Here is a 25043-nt window from a genome sequence, read left to right as displayed (position 1 = left end):
CCTATCTGGGGCTAAAGAATGTGCCTGCATCTCCGCGGGTCGGTCCCAAGCCACTGGGCCGGATCCTTCCTCTCCTGTCAGCATCCAGGTGGTGATGCGGCTGCCGAAACCGTGGACAGAGCAACCCTTCTGGCCCAGGTTCAACCGAAGCAGTTTAGCGCTTGACCCCTGCTTGAATCAAGGGCGAGGCGCGCCCTATTTGTCGGGTGACTGCGTACCCTCCGGCAGAGCCTGCGCTCCGCTTCCATCTGAGGCACGGCTGGCGTACTGAAGCTGCTGCAACCGTGAGTAGTAACCCCCACGTGCCAGCAGCTCACGGTGTGACCCTTCTTCGACAATCTTGCCGCGACGCATCACGATGATACGGTCGGCACCTTCAATGGTGCTGAGGCGGTGGGCGATCACGATAGAGGTGCGGCCCTGCATCACTTTTTCCAGCGCCGCCTGAATCCGCAGCTCGGTTTCGGTATCCACATTAGCGGTGGCTTCGTCCAGCACCATGATGATGTCTGGATTCTGGAGCAGCGCCCGGGCAAAGGCCAAGAGCTGCTTCTGGCCGGTACTCAGGCCCGCGCCGCGCTCACGCACTTCGGTTTGATAGCCATCGGGCAAACTCATGACGTAGTCATGCACGCCGACATAGCGGCAGGCCGACTCAATATCCGCCTGGGTCACGTCCGGGTTGCCCAGCGACAGGTTGGAAGCGATGGTTCCGGCAAACAGAAACACGTCTTGCAACACCACGCCCACATGGCGGCGCAGGTCGTACTGCGCCAGGTCGCGCACGTCATGGCCGTCCACCTTGACCGCTCCGCGCTGCACGTCGTAAAAGCGGCTGACGAGGGCGGTGACACTGGTTTTGCCGGCGCCAGTGGCACCGACCAGGGCCACGCTTTCGCCCGGCTGGATGTGCAGATCCACGCCGCGCAGAATCCAGCGAGAATCGTCCTCTGGGGTGACTGCCGTAACCGCCGGGTCGTAGGCGAACCAGACGTTCTCAAAGTCCACCCGGCCCTCGAAGGGGTCCAGCACAGCTGCGCCCGGCTTGTCACTGATCTCTTCTTTTTCGTCCAGCACCTCAAAGATACGTTCGCTGGACGCCATCGCGGCCTGCAAGTTGTTGAAGACGTCCGCCAGATCCTGAATCGGCTGGAACAACTGCTGGGTGAACTGCACGAAGGCGAAGATGGTCCCGACCGTCACTCCAGCGACCACGCCCGCTGCCTGGTCTTGCAGCAGGAAACTGGCGGCGAAGTACACCACCAGCGCGACGGCCAGCTGGCCCAGAAAGGCCACCGTGGGCATGAACAGCGAGAACCAGTGGACCGAGTTGGTATGGGCGGCCAGCAAGCGGCGGTTGGCATGGTCAAAATCCAGCGCCGAGCGGGCCTCGCGTCCGAACAGCTGCACGGTCATGGCCCCGGTGATGTTCTCGTTCAGCTGGGTGTTCACCACGGCCTGCTCCAGCCGGGTCCAGCGGAAGGCCTCACGCATTTTGCCCCGGAAGAAATTGGTGGCAAAGTACATCAGCGGCAATACCGTAAAGCTGATCAGGCTCAGCCGCCAGTCGACACTCAGCATAATCCAGACATAGGCAATGATCAGGAAGACCGAGTTGATCAGGCTGACCAGGCCGCCCGTGATGAACTGGTTGATGGCGTCCACGTCGCTGGTCACGCGGGTGATCAGGCGGCCCACCGGGTTACGGTCAAAGTAGGCGAGGTGCAGGCGCTGCAACTTGCCGAAGACATCGGCGCGAATGTCGCGCAGCACATTCTGTCCCAGGTAACCGATCGCCAGGGTAGAGCCGTACTGAATGGCGAAGTCCAGGACACGCAGGCCCATATAGGCCAGGGCCACCCGCAGCAGGCCTTCAAACAAGGCTGCGGTGTCCAGAGTACGGTCCAGCTCGAACGGCACCAGATAGCTGTCAATGGCGTCGCGCTGAATCAGGGCAAACTGGGGCTGAATCAGCGAGTGCAGCAGCGTCAGCACCACGGCCGCCGCCGCCAGCGTGCCATAAGGCCGCACATAACACAGGATCCGCTTGACCAGATCCAGATCCAAGTCCTGATTGTCTGGCTTGATGCTTTCGGGCTTGGTCATGCGCGTCCTCCTGCAAGCGTAGCGCCAGATGCGGTGGCCTGCCCCGTGTCTTCCTCTATTTCACTGCTCAGTTGTTGCAAACGGTCCAACTCGGCGTAATGGCCGCCCAGGGCCAGCAGTTCAGCGTGGCTGCCCTGCTCAACCAAGCGGCCCTCATCCAGTACGGCAATGGTGTCGGCGTGGCGCAGGGTACTGATCCGGTGCGCGATCAGGATCACAGTGCGGCCCCGACTGACTTCGCGCAGACCATCGATAATCTGTCGCTCGGTTTCGGTGTCCACAGCACTGAGGCTGTCGTCCAGAATCAGCACACGTGGCTCACGGGCAATGGCGCGGGCAATAGCGGTGCGCTGCCGTTGCCCACCACTGAGGGTTACACCGCGTTCGCCCAGCAGTGTGCCGTAGCCTTCGGGAAACCCTTCCACATCACCTGCTAGACCAGCCAGCTCGGCGGCACGGAGCACCTGCGCCTGATCTGGATTCTGGGGCAGCTCGGGTGGCGGTGAAACATCCAGCACACTCACCCCTGTAGGAATCACTGGGAGTTGCTCGTGTTCTAGACCAAAAGTAATGTTATTGGCCAGCGTATCGCTAAAGAGAAACGGTTCCTGCGGTACGACACCCAGCACTTCACGCAGCTGAGTTGTGGGAATGGCCCGCAGATCGCGTCCATCCAGCAGCACTTGGCCCTCGGTGGGGTCTACCAACCGGGTCAGCAGGGCCGCCAGTGACGTTTTGCCACTTCCGGTCGGCCCAGTAATGCCCAGGAATGTACCTGCCGGAACGTGGAGATCGATGTCCTTGAGGACCGCCGTATCACCGTAACGCAAGCTGACCCCTTTCAGCTCCAGCTCACCACGAACGGGCAAGGTCTGGGCCTCGTCCGGCACCCGTCCCACTTCCGGGCGGGCGTTGAACAGTTCCACCAGACGCCGCCAGGAGGCCAGACCACGCTGGTTGACGGATGTGATCCAGCCGACCATCATCATCGGCCAAGCCAGGCGGTCCAGCGTCCCCACGAACTGCACGAACATGCCCACCGTAAATTCACCACTGCCCTGAAGAATCTGACGTCCACCCACCAGCAGTACCAGACCGAAGGCCAGGCCCAGCAACAGCGACGTGAAGGACCGCAGCGGCCCGTCCACCTTGGTCAGCTGGATATTGCGGCGCAGCAGCTCCAAGTTCATGGCGCGGTAGTCCTCCAACTCGCGCGACTCCATGGCGTAGCCTTTGACCACCCGCGCCCCACTGAAGTTTTCCTGGGCCTTGGCAGCGATCAGGCTGTTTTGCTCCTGCACAGCGGTATGCCGGGCATGAATCATACGGGCCAGCACAAAAAGTGCCCCCACGATGATGGGCAGCAGGGCCAACACGACCAGGGTGAGCTGCCAGCTGAGGCTGAACATGACGGCCAAACTGGTAGCGAAGGACGCGGCGATGTTGACCACCTGCCAGGCCCCGAAGCCCAGCAGTTCACGCACTGATCCCAGATCTCCGGTCAGGCGGTTCATCAAGTCCCCGGTGCGGGCACGGCCAAAGTACGCCTGATCCAGCGTCTGTAAATGAGCGAACAGGTCACGCCGGACCTCGTACTCAATTTCCCGCGACGCCACAATAATCTGCCGGCGCATCACCAGCATCAGCGCCCCTGAGAGCAATGCGGAAATCGCAATACCAGCGGCATACCAGCCGATCTGAGTCAGCGTGATTGCTGCTGCGCTGCCACCCTCAATGCGGGCCGTCAGTCCATCAATCACCAGGCGAATAAAGTAAAACGGCAGCAACGCCAGTGCATTGGCGATGGCCACTGCCACGATCCCGATGATGTACTGCCTCCGGTGCCGGTAAAGATAGGCCCACAGGGCTTGCCAATTTCGGTCCATCTACGCTCCCTCTCGGTTCATGTCACTCTGGTGACCCTTTACCGCTCAGCCACCTGGCCTGTCTGTGCATTGTGGGCTCAGTACTCCACAGCTCTGGAAATGCCGTCACAGCGGGTCGTACTGAAATCAAAACAGAGCCCCTGCACAGCTCTTTACACGTCGCAAAATCAAGCCCGTTCAGCGGTGGCTCAAGTTCCTCAGTGTAACGGCAAAGCTGCCCTCAGCCTGCAACCGACTGCACGGTCAGTGAGCAGACTGGGCATGCTATGGGCGATTAGAGGGCGGAGTGTTGACACCTCACCGTGCAGGTGTTACTATCCTCATCCGGAAGTGAGCGAGGAAAAAGGCGAGCTTCTGACCTGGGATACCGCCTGTTTCTCAAGCAGGTAGGGGTTGAACAAGGGACGCCACCCTAGCTCAACTGGTAGAGCACCCGACTTGTAATCGGAAGGTTGTCGGTTCAATTCCGATGGGTGGCTCCAAATTCTTCAAGCGGAGTCAGGTACAATGTGTTAGCGATTGGGTAGGTGGCCGAGTGGTTAAAGGCGACAGACTGTAAATCTGTTCTCTTTCGAGTACGGCGGTTCGAATCCGCCCCTGCCCACCACCACATCTTCAGTGGATTTCGCTCCTGTAGCTCAGAGGTAGAGCACTCCCTTGGTAAGGGAGAGGTCGTCGGTTCAATTCCGACCAGGAGCTCCAGACCGTGACTTGCCCTACATAGAGCAAGTCACTTTTTTTGGTCATCTTGCCTGATAGGTTGCCTCAGCTGATGCATCAAAGCTCGGCGGTTGTGTATCCTAGTAAGGCTTACCCCCCGGGGTAAAGAACCAAGGAGGAACTTATGGCAAAAGGTACGTTTGAGCGCACCAAGCCCCACGTGAACGTGGGCACCATCGGCCACGTGGACCACGGTAAAACCACTCTGACCGCAGCAATCACTTTCACCGCTGCGGCCATGGATGACACCATCGAAACCCTGGCCTACGACCAGATCGACAAGGCCCCCGAAGAAAAGGCCCGTGGTATCACCATCAACACCAGCCACGTTGAGTACAACACCCCTGACCGTCACTACTCCCACGTGGACTGCCCCGGTCACGCCGACTACGTCAAGAACATGATTACCGGCGCAGCCCAGATGGACGGCGCCATCTTGGTCGTCAGCTCCGCTGACGGCCCCATGCCCCAGACCCGCGAGCACATCCTGCTCGCCCGTCAGGTCGGTGTGCCTTACATCGTCGTGTTCATGAACAAAGTCGACATGGTCGACGACGAAGAACTGCTTGAGCTGGTCGAGATGGAAGTCCGCGAATTGCTGAGCAACTACGAGTTCCCTGGCGACGATCTGCCGATCGTCAAAGGCAGCGCCCTCAAGGCCCTCGAAGCCCTGCAGGCCAACCCCAAGACCGCCCGTGGTCAGGACGAGTGGGTCGACCGTATCTGGGAACTACTGGACGCCATCGACTCCTACATTCCCACCCCTGAGCGCGATACCGACAAAGCCTTCCTGATGCCCGTCGAAGACGTGTTCACCATCACCGGACGTGGCACCGTGGCGACCGGCCGTGTTGAGCGTGGCATCGTCAAAGTGGGCGACGAAGTGGAGATCGTCGGTCTGACCGACACCAAGAAGACCACCGTGACCGGCGTAGAAATGCACCGTAAGCTGCTGGACAGCGGTATGGCCGGTGACAACGTGGGCGTGCTGCTGCGTGGTGTGAGCCGTGATGACGTGGAGCGTGGCCAGGTGCTGGCCAAGCCCGGTTCCATCACCCCCCACACCCAGTTCGAAGCCAACGTGTACGTGTTGAGCAAGGACGAAGGTGGCCGTCACAGCGCATTTTTCGGTGGGTACCGTCCCCAGTTCTACTTCCGTACGACGGACGTGACCGGCGTTGTGGAACTGAAAGAAGGCGTAGAAATGGTGATGCCCGGCGATAACGTCGAGTTCACTGTGGAACTGATCAAGCCGATCGCCATGGAAGAAGGCCTGCGTTTCGCCATCCGCGAAGGTGGCCGTACCGTCGGCGCTGGCGTCGTCACCAAGGTCATCAAGTAATAAGCAAATTGATCACAGCTTCATGAGGTGGTCAATACCGGAAGCAACGGCTGGAGTGGACTCCAGCCGTTGCTTTGCTTTTATACCCTACACTGCCTCAGGTGTTGAGTGAACGTGGGATAGCGGACGCCCAGAGGAAACAGCTCCAATAATTGATGCCTATTTCTTATCGCCTATCTTTTAGATATGGTCGTGCCTGGCCTCTGGGTATGATATAATTTTAAGGTTCATTGCTACGCACATGACGTGGCCAAGGAGGAACTTATGAAAAAAGACCTGCACCCTAAAGCAGTACCTTGCAAGATCATCTACCAGGGCCAAGTGGTGATGGAGACCTTAAGCACCCGTCCTGAAATTCACGTGGATGTATGGAGTGGTTCTCACCCCTTCTGGACTGGGGAAGAGCGCTTCGTGGACACCGAAGGCCGTGTGGAGAAATTCTCCAAGCGCTTTGGCGACAGCTACCGTCAGCGTAAATAAGTTCAACAAAGCTTCAAAGGGGTGGACCTTCCAGTCCACCCCTTTTTCTATACTTTGCTGGCCAACTCTGCAAAATCACCTAGGACGCTCTTAGTTCTCCATACAAACAAGTCCCTTGGAGAAATCCAAGCGACTTGTTTGTATAAGGTATTTGATCATCAGTCACGGGTGTTGCTGTCGCTGTCGTATCCTTCAGTCAGCTCAACGGCCTCACCAGCGCTCATAGCCACAGATGCATCGGCAGCCTGATCAGCTTTGGCAGTCTCAGCCTTCTCAGTCTTGTCGCTGTCGGAGCTCATCCCAAACTGTGCAAACAGATCGGCGTAGACATCACCCAGCTTGGTGCTGATCTTACCGCCCTGGCTGGCATCCTTGGCAGAATAGTTGTAGTCAGCACCACGGCCACCACGGCGGCCACCACCGCTGCTGTAGCGCTCGGAACGGCTTCCACCACCCTGACTGACGAAGTCGCGGTTACCGCCTCCCATTTCACGGGGAGCAGGACCGCCACCCATGGCGCGGCGACGTGACAGGCTGGCACGCTGCTCCACAGGATCAATGTTCAGGATCACAGCTTCGATTTCGTCACCCTTCTTGAACAGGTCAGCAGGGTTATTCACACGCTGGATATCCAGCTCGCTGATGTGAATCAGTCCTTCAATGCCCTCTTCAATCTCCATGAACACGCCGAAGTCGGTCAGACCAGTGACCTGGCCTTTGACGGGGGTGCCAGGGGGGTAACGGTCAGGCAGGGCGCTCCAGGGATCTTCCTGAGTTTGACGAATGCCCAGACTGATGCGGCGCTCCGCTGGATCCATTCGCAGGATGACAGCTTCGGCTTCTTCACCTTCGGTCAGGACTTCATTGGGGTGACGCACACGCTTGGTCCAGCTCATTTCACTGACATGGACCAGACCTTCCAGGCCAGCTTCCAGTTCAATGAAAGCACCGAAGTTGGTCAGGTTGGTGACTTTACCCTTAACGCGTTGACCAATGCTGTAGCGCTCCATCGCACCTTCCCAGGGGTCCTGGGTCAGCGACTTCATGCTTAGGTTGATGCGTTCACGGCCTTCATCTACGTCAATGACCTGAACCTGGACCTTATCGCCCACGCTTACCACTTCGCGGGGATGGTTGAAACGGCCATAGGTCAGCTCACTGCGGTGAACCAGACCGTCAATGCCGCCCAGGTTCACGAACACGCCGAAGTCGGTGATTTCCACCACAGTGCCCTCAAACTCGGCACCAGACTCCAGGTGAGTCATGGTTTCCATCTTGGCCTGCTCTTTCTGAGCATCCAGGATGGAGCGGTGGCTGATGATCACGCGGTTACGCTTACGGTTCAGTTCAATCAGCTGAACTTGCAGCGGCTTACCGACATAAGGGTCCAAGTCATTGACCCGGCGGGTATCCACCTGGCTGGCTGGCAGGAAAGCGCGGATGCCTTCGACCTGGGCCACCAGACCACCGCGAACTTTCTCCAGCACGTCCACTTCAAAGGTCTGACCCTCTTCCTGCATCTTCTCCAGGACACGCCAACCTTTGTTCTGGTCAGCACGCTTCTTGGACAGCACGATCTGGCCAGTGGCCATGTCCACGCGGACCACATAGGTCGTGATGCTGTCGCCAGGCTTGTACTCTGCCTGAGCTTCCTCGACGGTTACAGGTTCGTCGCCCAGCTGGGTCAGAGGAATGATGCCCTCTACCTTGGCGCCGATGTCCACAGCCACGCCCTCGGAACCGACAAACACGATGGTGCCGTCGACAATGTCACCACGGTTGACATTTTGAGGCTCCTGCGCTTCGCTGGCCAGAACGTCTTCCATGGTCATTTCGGGGTAGTCGCGCTCCTCAGGCTGAGCGGCCTGAGGCTGTTGCTCCTGCACTGGCTCGGTCTGCACCTGTTCGGTTTGGGTCGCAGTAACGGTTTCGTTGCCCTGATCGGGCTGAGTCATCCCACCTTCTTGGGCGGGGGTCTGGGTCTTGTCTTCCATGAACTCCTAATCCTCCTGATTCACCTGCGCTTCGGGAGCGCGGTAACACCTCAGTCTATCACCCACCGGGCAGGCGGAGCAACCCGAATGGAAGGCCGCCGCTTGCCAAGCTCCCCGGCCTTCTGATAGGCTTTTGCAGTGCGCTTTTTTGCGTGGCTGCTGGAAGAGGCGCAGCACTGATCCGAGGCCCTAATTCCTGTGGGTCGCAACCCTCAAATTCAAATATTTTTCTGAGGAAATCACATGGTTAAAATTCGTCTGTCCCGTTTTGGTTCGGCCCATAACCCCCACTACCGCATCGTTGTTGCCGATGCCCGCCGCCCCCGCGATGGTGGATACATCGAAAACCTAGGCCACTACGACCCCCGCAAGAAGTCCGAGAACTTCCTGAAGGTGGATGTGGAGCGTGCTCAGCACTGGCTGGCACAGGGTGCTCAGCCCACCGCAACTGCCCGCCGCCTGCTCAAGAGCCAAGGCGTCCGCGTCCGCTAATTCGGTTTAGGCCTCACGGCCTGTAAGATCGCCCCTTCCCTGGCCTGTCCAGAGATGGGGTGTTTTTTGATGTGCAGCGCAAACCTGAGTGTCGGAAAGTGATCAGGCTGTGCTCTGAGGGATCGACGTGCCACTATAAGGGCATGACCCTCTTTGATGAACTCGAATTCTCAAACCTGCAACTGGATCAGCATGGTCCACTGGCGGTGCTGACCGTCAACCGTCCTAAGGCACTGAATGCGCTGAATTCAGACACCATCACTGAAATTGGGCAAGCCGTGGATCTGATTGCAGAAAATGCCGAAATCTCTGCCTTGATCGTGACTGGGGGTGGCGACAAAGCCTTTGTGGCTGGGGCTGATATTGCCGAGCTGAGCGAAATGAACAGCGTCTACATGGGCCGTGAGCTATCCTTGGGCGGCCAGGAAGTCATGCAGTCACTGAGCAATCTGCCACTGCCGACCATCGCCTGTATCCAAGGATTTGCGCTGGGTGGTGGCCTGGAACTGGCACTGGCCTGTGACATACGCGTGGCCTCCCCCCGCGCCAAGCTGGGTCTGCCCGAAGCCAGCCTGGGCGTGATTCCCGGATTTGGTGGAACCCAGCGTCTGCCGCGCCTGATTGGAATGGGACGTGCCCTGGATCTGCTGCTGACTGGCCGCCAGGTCGGCGCTGAAGAAGCCCTACAGATGGGTCTGGTGAATTACGTGTCCGACGATCCGCTGAACAAGGCCCGGGAAGTGGCGGAGCAGATGGTCAAGAACGCGCCGATCTCGCTGGCGCTGATCAAAGAAGCGGTGCGCCGGGGCGCGCACCTCAGTGTAGAAGAGGGCATGGAAATTGAGGCCGACTTGTTCGGCATGGCCGTCGCCACCGCCGACTTCGCAGAAGGCACCCGCGCCTTTTTGGACAAGCGTAGGCCCGACTTCCGGGGGGAATAAGTGAAAGACCGTCGAGGCGCAGCCAGTACAGAACAACCTGAAAGACGCCCGAAGAGGCACCCGGGGCATGCTCAGGGGAGTTTCCGCTTGGAGGTGGCTGGGGGTGATCCGCAGGAGATGGGAGCACCCCTTCCCCCTGCCGAGGAAACAGAGTCACAGCTCCGCTTCGAGACGCCCAAAGCCAAGCTGATTGAGGCGGCTCAGCGGTCGTTGCGATCAGACCTCGCCGAGTTTCCTAGGGCGCTGGCCGCGTTCGAGGCCCTGCAAAACGATCCCGAAGCCCTGGCGCACTGGGATATGGCCAACTACATCACCATGCGCAAGTTGGGCTATAACGATCATGGACGGGTCCACGCCTTTATCACGGGCGCGGCCAGCATTACCATCACGCATCTGCTGCTGGAAGCTGGAGTCAAGCCGGATCTGATCGAAAGTGGCATCGGCGACGGGGATGACGTGATGCTGGTCATCATCCTGGGAACCATGTTGCACGACATTGGCAATCAGGTCCACCGTGCCGGACACGAGGCCCACGGGGTCAATCTGGCCATTCCGATTCTGGACCGGATTATGACGCCCCTCTATGCCGATGCCTTCAAGCGCATCAAGGTGCGGTCATTCATCCTGGGTGCGATCAACTGCCACGACCTGAATCCTCCCCCACTGACCATTGAAGCGGGGATTACCGCTGTGGCCGACGGGACCGACATTACCAAGGGGCGGGGCCGGAAAGCGTTCCGGATGGGCAGTGTAGACATTCATTCCATCAGCGCGCTGGCTGTGGATCAGGTGGTGATTGAAGCGGGAACCAGCAAACCCGTGCGGATCAGCGTCACGATGAACAACTCAGGCGGCATTTTCCAGGTGGAGGAGGTGTTGGCCTCCAAGGTGATCAACACGCCTATGCGCGATTACATAGAGCTGCATGCCTCCACTCGGCCAGCAGGTGACGAGCAGATCCTGACCCGTGTCCGGCTGGAGGGCAGTCAGTTTGTCGTGGACCTGGAAAGCGGTGAGGAAGTGGCTGTGGATGTAGATACTGCCGCTGCCGACGCTGCCCAGGCCCAGGCAGAAGAAGCCCCAGTGCCGGAACCCTGAGTCAGTAGGCCACCGGTGCTAGAAGCCGGAAGAAAAAGAGAATGATTGGTCAGAGAAGTCTGCCTGACCGAGGCAAAATAATGGAATGTGGCCAGGGGCTGTTGAGGGAGATACACCCCGGTTGCCCCTGGCCGATCCTTAAGGCCTGAGTGGCCACATCAGACTCTGGGCACGGGTAAACTGAGGTGATGGCTGCTCAGATTTCCCCTTCCAAACGTCCGACCCGCAACAAGTGGACGCCCTGGCTTTGGGGTGTCACGGCTTTGAGTGTCTTGCTGGGAGGTGCGCTGGCCCTGAGCCTGTCGGCTCCTGCGACCGGGCTGCCTGCTGGCACCCAGATTGAAGGGGTAGCGGTAGGAGGTTTGGAGCCGGGCGAGGCCCAGAGTCGATTGGACCGTGAGCTGCCTGCACCGTCACCAGTGACCGTGCGGGCGGGCGACAAAGTCTGGACCTTGAGCGCAGAAGAACTGGGCTGGGAACGTGACTTGCAGGGTACGCTTGACCAAGCCCAGGGCTACGCCGCAGGTCAAGAGTGGACCCAGCGCATCACTGGGCTGCTCGGAGATGCTCCCGAACTCAAACTGAGTGCCCCGGTAAAGGTCAACAAAACCGTGGCTGCAGCGCGCCTGGCCGAGCTGGTTCGCCCCCTGGAGTTTGCCCCGCAAGACGGCAAAATTTCATTTGACGCGGAGGCTTATACCTACAAAGTAGAGGGGGGACGCGCCGGGAAGCGGGCCGACGTGGCTGCCGCTGCCGCTCAACTGGCGGCCCAGCCAGACCTCACCGAGCTCAATATCGAATTTCGCTCGGTAGAATCCAAAGCCTCACCTGGCCGCCTGCAAGAGCAAGCCAAGCTGGGCAATGCCCTGATCCGTCCCATGACCGTGCAATTGCAAGGCTCTGAAACAGCCGTAGCCCTGACCAAACAGCAGGTGGCCAACCTGTACTGGGTCACCCCCGAAGGCATCAAACCAGATCCAGAAACCATGCAGTCCACTTTTGACGCCCTGCTCGCCAAGGTGGACCGTCCGGCACATCCGGCGCGCTTTGTGTCCACTGAGGGCGGCAAATGGCTTCCTCAGGAGGGCCGCAGCGGCTACGAGGTGCAGCAGGAGGCCGCCTGGGAAGCCTTTCAGCAGGACGTCTTGAACCCGGAAAAAACCACCTCTGTATGGCCCAGTCGCGCCACCGAGCCGACCTATACCGTCGCCGAGCTCCCCGACCCTGCCACACTGGAACTGGTGGCCACCGGGGAAAGCGTGTATGACGGGAGCAGCGAGGCCCGGCGCGAGAACATCCAGATTGCCGCCGATAAAATTGACGGTTACGTGGTCCCACCCGGTGAGGATTTTAGCTTTCTGGACGCGGTAGGCGGCATCAGTGAAGAAGGGGGCTTTGTCAGCGGGCTGATTATTGCCGGGGGACAGACGGTGGATGGTCTGGGTGGCGGGGTCTGCCAGGTCAGCACCACCGCTTTCCGTAGCCTCTACAACGCTGGCCTGCCTATCGTGGAGCGGCACCAGCACTCTTACCGCGTGCCTTACTACGAACCACAAACCGGTTTCGAGGCCGCCGTATACGATCCCGGCCTGGACCTGAAGATGACCAACGACACCGGCGCACCGCTGGTGGTGCGGGCCATCAACGACAATGCAGGCAGCACCCTCAAAGTGGAGCTATGGGGCAAGAAACCCGCCCGGACCGTCAACGTTTCGGAAGCGGTCATCACCGGCAGCGCACCAATTCCAGCACCCAAAATCGTAGCCACCGGCCGCCTGGCACCAGGCGTATCGGAACAGGTGGAGGCTGGACGCCCCGGCCTATTTATGTACATCACCCGGACCATCACGGACGCCAGCGGAACTCAAACCGAGCGCCTGGAAACCAACTACGAAGCCTGGCAGCCGATCATCGAACGCGGTGTGGCCGGAATACCACAGGACCGGAGCGAATGAGCCTGCCCGCCCGCGTGCGTGTCACCTGCCCTCCCCTGCCCCTGTCTGCAGCGCTGGCCCAGTCAGCCCAGAAGCTGCTGCCTGGGCACCCAATCACGGACGCCCAGAAAGTAGCCCTGGCGATTGCCGGAGGGCATGTGATCGGTGCTGCCCTGCGCTGCGAGGGACAGGCCGACGCACTGGCGGTGGCCCCCGGCTGGCGCGGCAAAGGCGTGGAGGTCGCACTGACCGAAAAGCTTGCAGCGAGCTGAGCGCCGCACGCCTCACTGGATTCCTTTGCGGTTCAGCGACCTGCGGTGACCTGTGAACGGGTGCTACCTTGGGCAGATGCCACAGATGAACTTTGCCCTGGATGATGAGGGCCGCCTGATTCTGCAACACGTACGCGACTTTTGCCGCAGCAAGATTGCTCCATTGGCCCACGAGTACGACCGTGAGCACCGCTGGCCTGCCGAGCAGCTGCGCGGGCTGGCCGAGTTGGGCCTGATGGGCGCCACGGTCCCCGAGCAGTGGGGGGGCGCGGGCCTGGATAGCGTGACCTACGCCCTGTGTTTGTCCGAAGTGGCCGCCGCCGACCCCAGCGTGGCCGTGATTGTCAGTGTGCAAAATGGCCTGCCGGAGCAAATGATCCTGAACTACGGCACCGACGAGCAGCGAGGGAACTACCTGCAGCGGCTGGCCAGTGGTGAGTGGCTGGGGGCCTTTTGCCTGACCGAAGCCCACGCCGGCAGCGACGCCGCCAACCTCAAGGCGCGTGCCGAGCGCAGCGGGGACGGCTGGGTCCTGAATGGCTCGAAGGCCTGGATTACTTCAGGTGGACATGCTGACGTATACCTGGTCATGGCCCGCACGGGCGGCGAAGGCGCGAGCGGTGTCAGTTGCTTTATCGTCGAAAAAGACACTCCTGGTCTCAGCTTCGGGCAGCCGGAAGCCAAGATGGGCCAACACGCCGCGCACACCACCACCGTGACTTTTGACAATGTATCGGTGGGTGAGGACGCCCTGGTTGGGGCCGAGGGCCAGGGGCTGCATATTGCACTGGCCAGCCTGGATTCGGGACGCATCGGGATCGGGATGCTGGGGGTAGGTATTGCCCAGGCCGCCCTGGAACACGCCGCGCAATACGCCGCCGAGCGCGAACAGTTCGGTAAGCCGATTGCCCAGCATCAGGCGGTGGCCTTCAAGCTGGCGCGCATGGCCACACAACTGGAAGCGGCCCGGCTGGTGGGCCTGAAGGCCGCCTGGCTCAAGGATCAGGGGCAGAACTATTCCAAGGAAGCCAGTATGGCCAAACTGCTGGGCAGTGAAGCCGCCGTAGAAGTGACGCGCGACGCCGTGCAGATTTTTGGTGGCAACGGCTACAGCGCCGAATACCCCGTCGAAAAACTGTACCGCGACGCCAAAATCACCGAGATCTACGAGGGTACGTCCGAAATTCAGCAGCTGGTCATCAGCCGGGCCGTGCTGCGCGAGTTGACCTGAAGCTGGGCACTTCAGGTTCAGTCCTGCGTAGCCGCTACACTGAGGGAATGCTGTTTTTTCCCTCTCTCACGGCCTGCTCAAAGGCGGCTTTGCTGTGAATAAAGCCATGCTTTCGCTGGTCAGTCTCCTGCTGGCCGGCGCTGCGGCCCTGTATGGCTGCGATGAACTCGGTCTGCCCGGCGAGGCGGTGCCGGGAGCGTACGGCGACCCCATCCAGTGCCAGGACGAGTGGCGGGCCGGAATCCCCATTCCTGAGACACCTGGGACGCGGCTGCTGTGCCGCCAGGAATACGCTTCGGTGTATGACCCTGGGCACAAGGTGCCGCTGGTCGTCGGAGAATTCCTGACGCCCGCCGAATTCCGGGGCGATGTGGAACGGCAAGACAATTTCATGGCCGATCCTGACCTGCCGGCGGGCGAGAGCGCTGAGCTGAACGACTACCGCCGCAGTGGATACGACCGGGGCCACCTGGCCCCTGCCGCTGATTTCAAATCCAGCGAAGTGGCGATGAACGAATCGTTTTACCTGACCAACATGGTCCCGCAGAATCACGGCATGAACGCTGGTGTCTGGGCGGCCCTGGAAAGCGCGACCCGCGACTGCGCCGCAGACCAGGGCGGCATCTTCGTCCTGAGTGGCCCGGTCATCGGTGAGCTTCCCGAAACCATCGGAGATGGCGTGGCCGTACCGCAAGCCCTCTTCAAGATGGTGGTGTCGGACAAGCACGCACGTGCCTTCGTGATTCCTAACGCCGATCAGCCAAACGACACCAACTTCCGCCGCTATGAGGTGACACCTGACATGGTGCAATCCCTCACTGGGCTGAACTTCTTTCCCGAAGGGGGCGTCAACCTGCAGGAACAGGGCCGCTTCTGCAGGGGATCGTTCGGCAGCTGAGCCGGGTCAGGACACGCGCTCAGGGTAAGACTGGACCGGCACCCGATCAATCAAGGTCTGAAGGTAACGGGCCGCAGCCTCCCGCGCCAAGGTCTGCCGCACCTGTCCAGCCGCCTGGTCCAGTGGAAGCAGGCCAGCGCTCCGGCGCTCGGTGACCTCCACGACATGCCAGCCGTGATCGGTACGGACCAGCTGGGGCAGCCCTAGAGCTGCGCTGAACACGACCTCATCAAAAGCAGGAACGGTCTGTCCCGGTGTCACGCAGCCCAGGTCGCCGCCCTGCGCGGCGCTGCCGGGGTCACGGCTCTGTGTCCGCGCCAACAGCGCGAAATCCCCACCACCGATCAGCAGTTGGCGGAGGTCACGCGCCTGCGGCTGCCCAGGGACCAAAATGTGCCGCACGCAGGCCTCGTCACGCTGAATGAACTGCTTGCGGTTCAGGCGGTAATAACTTTCGATCTGGGCGTCGCTAAAGGCAAAGCGCTCCTGAAGGCTCTGGCGGTAAGCCGCGATCAGGGCACCGCGCTCCGCTTCGGCATGGTAATCCGCTTCGTCGCGGTAGCCGGCGCCGCGCAGGTACTCCAGATAAGCTTCGGAGGTCGTAAACGACTGCGGCCCGATGCGTGGCCGCCCAGTCCAGGTGAAATCGGGCAGGGCCTGACGGGCCAGATACTCGATCTGCTTTTCGCGGACAAATTGCTCGAAAAACTGCCCCCGTGACGGCGCAAAGGAGGCCAGCAGTTCCTGACGCAGCGGCAGGCCCTGGCGGTTGAGCAGTTCGGCCACAGCCAGCCGGAAGGCCCGGTCAAAATCTGCACGGGTGACGCGCAGTGCCGCCTCTCCCTGTCCGATCACGGCCACCACAGTTCCGGGGGCTGGGGGCAAGTGTACGGTCTGCTGCGCCGGGACAGCCGCAGTCTGGGCCTGTGCCGGGGTGAGCTGTGCCCCCAGCAAGGCCAGGGCACCGCCAACGAGCATGGTCGGCCATGATGTGCGTGGGCGTGCGGTCATGGGCATCAGTTTAGTGCAGCCCGCATGGCGAAAGTCGCGTAGAGGGCCACAGAACGACAACGGCAAACGCTTTTCACAGGGCGGACTCGGCCCGCTCCCCCCTATACTCGAATTCGATGTCCCAGCACACTTCACCTGCCCCACGTGCGCCCCTGCCGCATCCGGTGACCCTCTCGGCTTTCTGGTTCGGCAACGCCTTTCACTGGCTGGTGCTGCTGCTGATCGCCATGCCAGCAGGTGTAGTGCAGTTTGTGGGTGAGGGCGGAGCCAAGGGCACCTATCTGGGCCTGCTGACGGCGGTAGGGGCCCTGGTGGCACTGGTTCTCCCTCCCATCGTGGGAGCGCAGAGTGACCGCACCGGCCAGCGGCTCCCCTACCTGCGCTGGGGCCTGGCCGTCAACCTGCTGGGCCTGGCGGTCATGGGCGGCGCGGTGGCCTGGCTGCAGGGCATGATCGGCTTCTGGGTCTTGGTGCTGGGCTTTTTGCTGGTACAGTTCGGCAACAACTACGCCACCGCGCCTTACTCGGCGCTGATCCCGCAACTGGTTCCCGTAGAGCAGCGTGGACGCTACTCCGGGGTCATGGCCACGCTGCAGGCCACTGGGCAACTGCTGGCCGCAGCAGCCGCCTTCGCAGTCGCAGCTGCCGGGTTGCCCCCTGCCGCCAACTATGGGCTGATCGCATTGGTGCTGACTTTGCCGGCCCTGGTCACCCTGCGCGGAGCTGCCGGGGTGGATCAGGCGGCACTGCCCACGCCTGGACAGCGCACCATGTCACTGCGCGAGCTGTTTGCCTATGGGCCGTTCTTCTGGGTGTTCTGGACGCGGGTGCTGTTCGCGTTGGGGCAGTACTCGGTGCAGCCGTTCCTGAACTACTACAACCGCGATGTCCTACGTCAGAGCGATGCCGAACAAAGTACCTCCATCATGCTAGCCGCCATTATCGTGGCGAGCATCGTAAGTGCCTTTGTGGGAGGCAAGCTGAGCGACCGCACCGGGCGCAAGCCGGTCATCTATCTGGCCGGAGCCATGATGGCGGTGGCGGCCGTCCTGCTGATCGTCACTGGAGACTATCTGCTGGCGCTGGGGCTGGCGCTGCTGTTCGGGTTGGGCTTTGGGGCCTTTACCAGCGTGGACTGGGCGCTGGGGGCCGACGCGATGCCGTCTGAGCAGTCCTACGCCCGCGACATGGGCATCTGGCATGTGGCTTTCGTGGCTCCGCAGTTTGTCAGTCTGCCGATGGGCACACTGCTGGACACGCTGAACACAGATGGCAGCACAGCAGGTTATACGGCAGTGTTCAGTCTGGCGGCACTGTTTTTCGTGGCAGGCATCTTGCTGGTACGCCGTGTGCCGGAGCGGGTGCGGACCGCCTGATTCAACCCGCGTTCAGAAAGCGCAGCAAGGCCCGACTCAGGGCCTCAGCCTGACGCTGACGGTACGCGGCGTCAGCCAGCCGTGCGCCCTCCGCAGGGCTGGACCCAAAGCCCAATTCGGTCAGGATGGCCGGGGTGGTCGGGGTACGGATGACGTAAAAAGCGTCGGTCTTGACCCCCCGGTCACGCGCCCCAGTGGCCGCGACCAACTCGGCTTGTACCAGCCCAGCCAGCCGCCGTGAGAAGCTGAGCTTGGCCTGCGAGAGCAGGTCGCCCAGCACACCCTGCGCTGCGCCCGCAGCTTGCCTGGTGAGTGATTCTCCCAGCGAACCGCCCCCGTTCTCGCGGACCGCCAGACTGCGGCCCTGCCCCGGCAGCGGCTGACCGAAGTAATAGGTTTCGATGCCGTGGGCAGCGGGGTCAGTTGCCGCATTGACATGAATACTGACAAAGGCGCTGACCTGCCCGGTGGTGGCCATCCGGGCACGCAGGTTCAAATCCGCAGCCTTGTCAGGGTGCAGGTGGGCGTCGGCCTGGCGGGTCAGGCGCACCGCCACCCCATGTGATTGCAGCAGCCGCGCGGTGCGCAGCGCCACATCCAGATTGATGTCGGCCTCGCGGACCCAGGGACTGGTCATACCGGGGTCGTTGCCACCGTGACCAGGGTCCAGCACCACCGTGGCCCGCACCGGGCCAGCCGGACGGACTGGAGCAGGCGGGGCCGAAGCTGGAGCTGCGACCACTGGCGTGGCCGTAGGCACCGGGACGACCACCGGAGCTGGGCGGACCGCTGCAGCAGGTTTCTCGGCGGGCCACAGGTCCACCACCACGCCGGGCGGCCAGTCCCCTACCGCAGGCCAGAACTGGGCCTCCACCCGGCCATAGCCAGCACCCAGCCCGAGCGTCAGCTGCCTGCCCACTGCCCCGTAACTCAGGGCATTGCTGCCTCCACCCGGCACCAAGTTGCCCTCCACCGGAAGCAGGTCAAACGGCAAACTGATCACCGCTTGACCCGTCGCCCGGCTCAGCCCTGGCACAAAGGCCGGAGTTCCGGCGGGCAGGGTGACGAACACACGGGTATGGCCCGCCACAGGTCGGAGCTCTACGGTCAGGGAAACAGGTGAAACCACGGCCACTGCTTGCGGGGCCGCTGGGAAAGGCGTGGGCGCGGCTGCCAGTGCCGCAGAGCTCAGGGCCAGGCCGCACCACAGCCACGCGGCCCGTGCGCTCCGTTTCACTAAGGTCTGACCACCCATCAAGCGGCAGTGTAGAGGCTGGGCTGGCACAAACAAGGCACAGGATGAGGCTTTGAAGCTAGCCGACTGCCTTTGCTCTCAGACGATAGACATCATGTCCCTGGCCCTGGGGCACTCCCGCGTGCTACACCGCAGGGCGTGAGTCAGACCGCTGCACCCTCATCTCTTCCCCAGATCACGCTGTATACCCGCGAAAGTTGCAAATTATGCCAGCAGGCCGAAGCCCGGCTGCTGGCTTGGGGCTTTGACCTCCGGCAGGTAGATATCGCCGGAGACGACAAGCTGATTGCCCGTTACGGTCACCATGTCCCGGTGTTGACACTGGACACGCCGCAAGGCGAACGCACGCTGCACCGAGGCCCGCTGGAGCGCTCTAGTATGCCGGCCCTCAAACTGCGGCTGATTCGGCTGCACCGGGACATGCAGCCACGTGCACCCCGGCTGCTGAACTGAACCAGAAGCAGAGCTGACCCAGAAGCAGGGAAATGTCCCCGAAAACGGCCCAGGGCACGCGCTATGGTGGGAACCATGACCGGAGAAGGTACCAACTGGATGACCCGGCTGCGCGGCGGCCTGCAAAAGACCCGCATACAGCTCAGTACGAATGCCGGCCTGCTGGGGCGTGACTTGCGCGGCTACGGGCGTAATGCCGACCTGCTGGATGATCTGGAAGCCGCCCTGCTGGCCGCTGACGTGGGTGGTCCCGCCACCGCCGACATTCTGAGCAGCGTGCAGTCCAGCCGCCGTGCGGATCTGATGGCGGCCCTCTCCGACGCGCTGATTGAGCAACTGGAGCCGAAAAAGGCAACTGAGGCCGAAGACACCAGCGGCCTGACTCCCTGGTTTCAGCCCACGGTTCAGCCTTCGCCAGTGCAGCCCGCCGGACATGTAGTGATGATCATTGGTGTGAACGGAGTGGGCAAAACCACCACCATCGCCAAGCTGGGCCAGCACTACATGGAACATGGCCAGAGCGTGATGTTCGCTGCTGGCGATACGTTCCGCGCCGCTGCCGGGGCGCAGCTGGAAGTTTGGGGCGACCGCCTGGGCGTTCCAGTCATCCAGGGCCGTGAGGGCGGCGACCCCGCCGCCGTGGCCCTTGACGGGGCCAGCTCGCGCCGGGCACGCGGTACCGACCTGCTGCTGGTGGACACCGCCGGACGGCTGCACAATCAGACCAACCTGATGCAGGAGCTGAACAAGGTCCACCGCGTCATCGGCAAGGCCGACGCGGGCGAACCCGCCGAGGTCTGGATGGTGCTGGACGCCGTGACCGGCCAGAACGGACTGCAACAGGCCAAGAAATTCAACGAGGCGATCCCACTGACCGGTGTCGTCGTCACCAAGCTGGACGGCACCGCCAAGGGCGGCATCCTGATTCCGATCGTGCGGGAGCTGGGCGTGCCGATCAAATTTATCGGGGTGGGCGAGCAGGCCCATGACCTGCAGCCCTTCAATGCTCACGAGTTCGTAGAGGCGCTGCTGGCGGAGTGACCCACGCTGGGGTCAGGCAGCGATGCAGCGGCCAATGCCCGCCACAGCAGCGCTGCCGACCCCACCAGCGTCCCGGCAGCCACCGCGTAAAACGTGCCCTGAGACCACCGCTCAGCCAGGGGAGCCACGGCCAGCAGGGCTAGCGGCATGCCCAACATACTGACTGCTCCCAGCAGGCCGAATGCACGTCCCCGCAATTCGGGCGGCACCTGGCGGCCCACCAGCGCCATCAGCGGCGGGCCACTGATGCCCAGGCCAGCGCCCACACTCAACGCGGCGATGAGATGCGCCGGATATGTGCCACTCAGCGCCAGATAAAGGAGGCCCAGAGCCGCCAAACTGTAGCCGCCCAGCACCACGGCGCGCAGTGGCAAGCGGTCGCCCTGCCACCCCAACAGCAGGCCCGCTGCCAGTGTGCCCAGCATTTCCACCAGCAACACATGACTGTATCCGGCAGCGCCGTAACCCAGGTCTTGCATGGCCGCCGGGACCAGGGCTTGTAGCGGCGCATACGCCGCATTCAGCACCAAAAACGCTAGCGGTAAGGGACGCAGCAGCGGGTGTGACCCGAACCAGCGCCAACCGGAACGCAGTTCAGTAGCCCGCCCCCTCGCGCTGCGCCGGCGCTACCTCCGGTAACTTGACCCATACGGCCACGGCCAGAGCCGAAAACAGGTAGGTCAGGCCGTCCAGCAGTAGGGCGAGCGGTGCGCCGAGCCGCGCTACCAATAGGCCGCCCGTCAAAAAGCCCAGCAGCAAGGCCACCTGCACCGCACTGCTCAGCAGCCCACCTGCGCGGGTCAACTCCTCAGGTGGGACCAGCCGGGGCAGCGCACTGCGGGCCGCAGGCTGTGACCAGGCCCCCACCAGCCCACCCAACAGCGCTGCGGCGTAGATCAGCGCGGGCGGCAAATGGCCCAGCAACAGCGCCGCGCCGCCCAGACTGAGTTGCAGCGCGGCGTTGGCCAGGTCGGTCAGCATCAGCACCCACCGCAGGTTCAGGCGGTCCAGCCATACGCCCGCCAGCGGCATCAGCACGGTCGGCAAAAAGGCCAGGGCCAGCGTCAGCGAGAGGCTGCCCACCGACCCGGTCTGGTCCAGCACCAGAAAACTCAGCGCCACCCCCGACAGCGCTGAACCAAAGCGGCTCTGGGCCACGCTGAGCAGCCAGACGATCAGGGAACGGTGGTGCCATATCGGCGGAAATTGGGCGGACATGCCCTCAGCAAAGCGGGGTTGAGCTTCCGGCAACAGGCCGGGGCGGAAGCTGAGGGGCGCTACCCTCATGACATGACCACCCCCCACATCGCCACTTCCCAGCAGGCTGCCTTGTTGCTGGACCCGCGCCTGCTGCCGGCGCTGCATGCGCTGATGCGGGGGCCGCTCAGCGTGGGCGATCTGGCGCAGGAGTGCGGCCTGAGTGGGCGGCGCGCCTACAGCCTGGTGCAGAAGTTGCAGCGCTCAGGCATCACCCAGCAGGTGGGCACGCGCCCCCACCGGGGCAGACCCGTGCGGCTTTATCAGGCTGCGCAGCCCTGGCTGGTGCCCTACGCCCAGACCGGGGCCGCCAGCGTGGCCGAATTTTTCTGGCAGCAACATGGAGGCGGATTGCGCCAGTTGGTGGGCAAGGTGGCCCAGGCGTCCATGCAGGAGCGGGACGACTGGGGCTACTGGCTAGAAGCCGGGCGCTTCGAGGTGGGCAACCGGAGCGGCCCGGTGACTGACCTGTGGACCGGGGACGCGCCCCAGCTGCTGCCCCTGCGTGAACTGCGGCTGGGCGACGCCGACGCTGCCGAATTCAAACGCCGCCTGAACGCACTGCTGAACGAATTCGAAGGCCGGGCTACCCCAGACATGCCGCCGCTGGCGCTGGCCCTGACCCAGGGCAACTGGTGGGCCACAGAGGAGGGTCAGATGAGCAAACGCACGAACTCATCCCGCTCCACGGCCCCGAAGTAGCGCGACAAATCAAACGGCTCCAGCGCCGCAGTGATGTCCTCCGGGCGGTACGGCACCCCGGTCAGTGCCCGCTCAAGATCGGCTACGTCGTCCTGCGCAAAGAAATCACCATAGATGCGGATATCCTGGATGTGCTTTTTCTCCACGTTCATCCGCACGTCAATCAGGCCCGCAGGGAACTTGCAGCGCTTTTCGAGGCTGAAGTCCGGTGAGCGCCCGAAATTCCAGTCCCAGTTCAGGAAATATTCCTGGCGGATTTTCTCGATTGCCTGCCAGTCCTCCTCCGTCAGCCTGTATTCCACCATCTCCTCGCCACTCTGGACTGCCAGTTGGCGCAGGATTTCATCGCGAAATTCGCCGGTACTGAGTGTCTGATACTCCGGGGCAAGGTGTGGGCGAATGTTGGTGACGCGGGCGCGCACCGATTTGATGCCCTTGGATTCGATCTTCTCCTTGGGCGGGGTCAGCGCAGCGGCCACATTGCCCAAGTTCACGTCGTACAGGAGCGTGCCGTGCGCGGTCATCCGGCCCCCGGCCACATACATGGCGTTGCCGGAAATCTTCTGCTCGCCGATCACCAGATCATTGCGTCCACGCAAGGCAGCTTCCTCGGCACCGAGGTACTGAAGCGCCTGCACCACCGGACCCGTAAAGCTGGCGAAGTCGCGGAACGAGCCGTCATCGTCCTTGATAAAGCAGTAACAGAGATTGCCCCCGTCCTGGTAGACCGCGCCTCCCCCCGATAGGCGGCGCACAACCTGTACCCCGTGTTCATCGATGTATTCACGGTTGATTTCTTCAATGGTGTTCTGGTTGCGGCCCACGATCACGCAGGGGTCGTTGATGTAAAAGAGGAGCAGCGGGCCGTCCACCAGGCGATTGCGGACCAGATAGGTTTCCAGCGCCAGGTTGACGGTCACGTCATGGTTGTCAGCGTTGCAGATATAGTGCATGACCCTACTTTAGCCGCGTGCCCAGCGGCGGAAGTCCTCGGCGCTGAGGCAATTCACCACGTCTGCCGGGGTCAGACCCGCTTTCTGGGCGATCATCACACCGTAACGTAGGTCACGCAGGCCGCCCAGCGAATGTGCGTCTGTGTTGATAGAGAACTGCACCCGGCCGCGCCAGCGCAGCGCGTCCTGCCAGCGCAGGTCCAGCCGCCAGGGATTGGCGTTGATCTCAGCGGCGGTGTCGTGAGCGGCGCAGGCCTCCAGCACGGCGTCTATATCCACTGCGTAGCCTTCACGGCGCAACAGCAAGCGTCCGGTGGGATGGCCCAGAATGTTGACCAGTGGGTGTGAAGCGGCCCGCACCAGCCGCCCCGTCTGCGCGGCCTGACTTAGCCCGAAGTTGGAATGCACGCTGGCGACCACATAATCTAGCTCGGCCAGGAGGTCGTCGGGGTAATCGAGCGAGCCGTCGGCCAGGATGTCTACCTCGGCCCCGGCCAGGATGGGGAGGCCTTCCGCCTGCATGGCCCTGATTTCGGCGGTGTACTCGCGCAGCCGCTCCGGGGCCAGGCCGCCCGCATAGGCCGCCGCCTGCGAGTGGTCGCCGGTTCCCAGGTAACTGTGGCCGAGGCGCAGCGTTTCATCCAACATGGCCCGCAGGGTCGCCGTGCCGTCGGACCAGACCGAGTGGGTGTGGAGCATCCCCTGGATATCTTTGACCTGAATGAGCGATTCCGGATCGGGCAGCTGTAGCCCCGCGTGTTCGGGTTCACCGAAGGGCGCATAAGCCGCTTGCGCCGGTGCCGCCCCACGTGGGCGCACCGTAAGCGGTACCCCCGCCAGGCGGCCCACCAGCGTCCCTCCCTCTTCTCCGATGCTTTCCCAGCCTTCCAGCCCCGCCAGCGCCGAGGCCCAGGCTGCCGCGTCACCCCCGGCCAGCAACTCTGCGCCGCTCAGGGTGTCGCGCTGCCCTGCCAGTTCGCCACCCGGCTGCGCGGTGAGGCCCGCCGCCTGCAAGCGCGCCTGGGCAGCCTCGGCGGCTTGCAGGGCGCTGGACAGCAGAAAACGGTCCTGCGAGCGCAACACGAACTCGGCGGCCTCTCCCAGCGCCTGAGCACCCTTGGCCCCGAAGCCCTTGATCCCAGCCAGCTCACCGCTTTGGGCCGCCGCCAGCAAGCGGGGCACCGAGTCAATGCCCGCGTCCCACAGAGCGCGTACCTTTTTCGGTCCTAGGCCCCGCACCACAAAAAGGCCCTGCACCCCTTCGGGTACCTGCTCGGCCACCTCGTCCAGTGGGGCAAAGCGGCCCGTAGCCAGGTAAGCCAGCAGCTCCTGCGCGATGCCTTTGCCCACTTTGGGGACGCCAGCAAACTGTGTGGCCTGTAAATCCTCCGAACTGGCCTCCAAGCGGTCCAGGCTGCGGGCGGCGCTGCGGTAGGCGGTGGCCCGGAAGCCGCCCTCATCGCTGCCCAGCACATCCAGCAGGTCGGCGGTCTGGTTCAGGGCGCGGACCAGGTCTTTGCGGGACAGTGCAGCGCGGGTCAAGTCAGCCATAGGGGGCATGATAGAGGGCGGACCAGTGGCAGATTGCGGGGGCTTTCTGA

General features: G+C 62.3%; 22 protein-coding genes and 3 tRNA genes. 16 read left to right on the top strand and 9 right to left on the bottom strand.

Going from position 1 to position 25043, the window contains the following annotated elements; all coding sequences use genetic code 11:
- Positions 1-195: 195 nt before the first annotated feature.
- Positions 196-2106, bottom strand: a complete 1911-nt coding sequence (locus tag LMT64_RS01470; protein WP_126352048.1) for an ABC transporter ATP-binding protein — start codon at positions 2104-2106, stop codon at positions 196-198.
- On the bottom strand, positions 2103-3992 hold the full coding sequence (locus tag LMT64_RS01465; RefSeq protein WP_126352049.1) for an ABC transporter ATP-binding protein: 1890 nt from the start codon (positions 3990-3992) through the stop codon (positions 2103-2105). Before LMT64_RS01465 ends, LMT64_RS01470 begins: the two co-directional genes overlap by 4 nt.
- Positions 3993-4398: 406 nt before the next feature.
- Between LMT64_RS01465 and LMT64_RS01460 the strand changes: the two genes are divergently transcribed.
- From LMT64_RS01460 to rpmE, 5 genes are all read left to right on the top strand, one after another.
- A tRNA-Thr gene (locus LMT64_RS01460) sits at positions 4399-4474 on the top strand.
- A 39-nt stretch (positions 4475-4513) separates the two neighbouring features.
- A tRNA-Tyr gene (locus LMT64_RS01455) sits at positions 4514-4599 on the top strand.
- 20 nt (positions 4600-4619) lie between these two features.
- Positions 4620-4694: transfer RNA gene (locus LMT64_RS01450), tRNA-Thr, on the top strand.
- Between the two features lie 142 nt (positions 4695-4836).
- A complete protein-coding gene (gene tuf / locus LMT64_RS01445) occupies positions 4837-6054 on the top strand; it encodes an elongation factor Tu (RefSeq protein WP_126353711.1) in 1218 nt (405 codons plus the stop codon).
- Positions 6055-6318: 264 nt separating this feature from the next.
- On the top strand, positions 6319-6534 hold the full coding sequence (gene rpmE / locus LMT64_RS01440) for a 50S ribosomal protein L31 (RefSeq protein WP_126352227.1): 216 nt from the start codon (positions 6319-6321) through the stop codon (positions 6532-6534).
- Positions 6535-6692: 158 nt separating this feature from the next.
- Here the strand turns inward: rpmE and LMT64_RS01435 are convergent, their stop codons facing one another.
- Positions 6693-8528, bottom strand: coding sequence for a 30S ribosomal protein S1 (locus LMT64_RS01435; RefSeq protein WP_126352228.1), 1836 nt, complete (start codon positions 8526-8528; stop codon positions 6693-6695).
- 243 nt (positions 8529-8771) lie between these two features.
- On the opposite strand from LMT64_RS01435, the gene rpsP reads away from it, so the two are divergent.
- The 7 genes from rpsP to LMT64_RS01400 all read left to right on the top strand — a co-directional run bounded on the left by rpsP (position 8772) and on the right by LMT64_RS01400 (position 15394).
- Positions 8772-9020, top strand: coding sequence for a 30S ribosomal protein S16 (rpsP, locus tag LMT64_RS01430; RefSeq protein WP_126352229.1), 249 nt, complete (start codon positions 8772-8774; stop codon positions 9018-9020).
- A 143-nt stretch (positions 9021-9163) separates the two neighbouring features.
- A complete protein-coding gene (locus LMT64_RS01425) occupies positions 9164-9961 on the top strand; it encodes an enoyl-CoA hydratase-related protein (RefSeq protein ID WP_126352230.1) in 798 nt (265 codons plus the stop codon).
- Positions 9962-10078: 117 nt separating this feature from the next.
- Entirely contained in the window at positions 10079-11059 is a 981-nt protein-coding gene (locus LMT64_RS01420) for a phosphohydrolase (protein WP_229253271.1), read from the top strand.
- A 188-nt stretch (positions 11060-11247) separates the two neighbouring features.
- Positions 11248-13014: a VanW family protein gene (locus tag LMT64_RS01415; protein ID WP_126352232.1), complete on the top strand. Its 1767-nt coding sequence runs from the start codon at positions 11248-11250 to the stop codon at positions 13012-13014.
- Complete coding sequence (locus LMT64_RS01410; RefSeq protein ID WP_126352233.1) at positions 13011-13265, top strand: hypothetical protein; 255 nt, start codon at positions 13011-13013, stop codon at positions 13263-13265. Before LMT64_RS01415 ends, LMT64_RS01410 begins: the two co-directional genes overlap by 4 nt.
- Positions 13266-13341: 76 nt before the next feature.
- Positions 13342-14496, top strand: a complete 1155-nt coding sequence (locus tag LMT64_RS01405) for an acyl-CoA dehydrogenase (protein ID WP_126352234.1) — start codon at positions 13342-13344, stop codon at positions 14494-14496.
- Between the two features lie 94 nt (positions 14497-14590).
- The gene (locus tag LMT64_RS01400; protein ID WP_126352235.1) at positions 14591-15394 is read left to right on the top strand and encodes a DNA/RNA non-specific endonuclease; all 804 of its coding nucleotides are present in this window, start codon (positions 14591-14593) and stop codon (positions 15392-15394) included.
- Between the two features lie 6 nt (positions 15395-15400).
- Here LMT64_RS01400 and LMT64_RS01395 read toward each other — a convergent pair whose 3' ends face one another.
- Positions 15401-16405 carry a peptidylprolyl isomerase gene (locus LMT64_RS01395; RefSeq protein ID WP_170165989.1) on the bottom strand — a complete coding sequence of 335 codons (1005 nt, stop codon included), beginning with the start codon at positions 16403-16405 and terminating at the stop codon, positions 15401-15403.
- A gap of 116 nt (positions 16406-16521) precedes the next feature.
- Here LMT64_RS01395 and LMT64_RS01390 point away from each other — a divergent pair, with 116 nt between their 5' ends.
- Entirely contained in the window at positions 16522-17781 is a 1260-nt protein-coding gene (locus LMT64_RS01390; protein WP_126352237.1) for an MFS transporter, read from the top strand.
- A 1-nt stretch (position 17782) separates the two neighbouring features.
- On the opposite strand, the gene LMT64_RS01385 is transcribed toward LMT64_RS01390, so the two are convergent.
- Entirely contained in the window at positions 17783-19018 is a 1236-nt protein-coding gene (locus LMT64_RS01385) for an N-acetylmuramoyl-L-alanine amidase family protein (protein WP_229253270.1), read from the bottom strand.
- Positions 19019-19174: 156 nt separating this feature from the next.
- Here LMT64_RS01385 and LMT64_RS01380 point away from each other — a divergent pair, with 156 nt between their 5' ends.
- Both LMT64_RS01380 and ftsY read left to right on the top strand, forming a co-directional pair.
- Positions 19175-19489 (top strand): glutaredoxin family protein, encoded by a 315-nt coding sequence (locus tag LMT64_RS01380; protein ID WP_126352239.1) that lies wholly within the window; start codon positions 19175-19177, stop codon positions 19487-19489.
- A gap of 75 nt (positions 19490-19564) precedes the next feature.
- Positions 19565-20530: a signal recognition particle-docking protein FtsY gene (gene ftsY / locus LMT64_RS01375; protein WP_229253269.1), complete on the top strand. Its 966-nt coding sequence runs from the start codon at positions 19565-19567 to the stop codon at positions 20528-20530.
- On the opposite strand, the gene LMT64_RS01370 is transcribed toward ftsY, so the two are convergent.
- On the bottom strand, positions 20497-21057 hold the full coding sequence (locus LMT64_RS01370; RefSeq protein ID WP_170165990.1) for an MFS transporter: 561 nt from the start codon (positions 21055-21057) through the stop codon (positions 20497-20499). The genes ftsY and LMT64_RS01370 overlap by 34 nt on opposite strands.
- Before the next feature lie 67 nt (positions 21058-21124).
- A complete protein-coding gene (locus tag LMT64_RS01365; RefSeq protein WP_229253268.1) occupies positions 21125-21748 on the bottom strand; it encodes an MFS transporter in 624 nt (207 codons plus the stop codon).
- Between the two features lie 72 nt (positions 21749-21820).
- Between LMT64_RS01365 and LMT64_RS01360 the strand changes: the two genes are divergently transcribed.
- Complete coding sequence (locus LMT64_RS01360) at positions 21821-22489, top strand: winged helix-turn-helix domain-containing protein (protein ID WP_126352243.1); 669 nt, start codon at positions 21821-21823, stop codon at positions 22487-22489.
- Here LMT64_RS01360 and LMT64_RS01355 read toward each other — a convergent pair.
- The gene (locus LMT64_RS01355; protein WP_126352244.1) at positions 22441-23442 is read right to left on the bottom strand and encodes a lipoate--protein ligase; all 1002 of its coding nucleotides are present in this window, start codon (positions 23440-23442) and stop codon (positions 22441-22443) included. The two genes, LMT64_RS01360 and LMT64_RS01355, sit on opposite strands and share 49 nt — an antisense overlap.
- A 9-nt stretch (positions 23443-23451) precedes the next feature.
- Positions 23452-24993, bottom strand: a complete 1542-nt coding sequence (locus LMT64_RS01350; RefSeq protein WP_126352245.1) for a DNA polymerase/3'-5' exonuclease PolX — start codon at positions 24991-24993, stop codon at positions 23452-23454.
- Positions 24994-25043 lie beyond the last annotated feature (50 nt).

The organism is Deinococcus radiophilus, from assembly GCF_020889625.1.
Taxonomy (GTDB): Bacteria; Deinococcota; Deinococci; order Deinococcales; family Deinococcaceae; genus Deinococcus; species Deinococcus radiophilus.
Note: the sequence above shows the minus strand (reverse complement) of the source record. Positions and strands in the feature narration are given on the sequence as shown.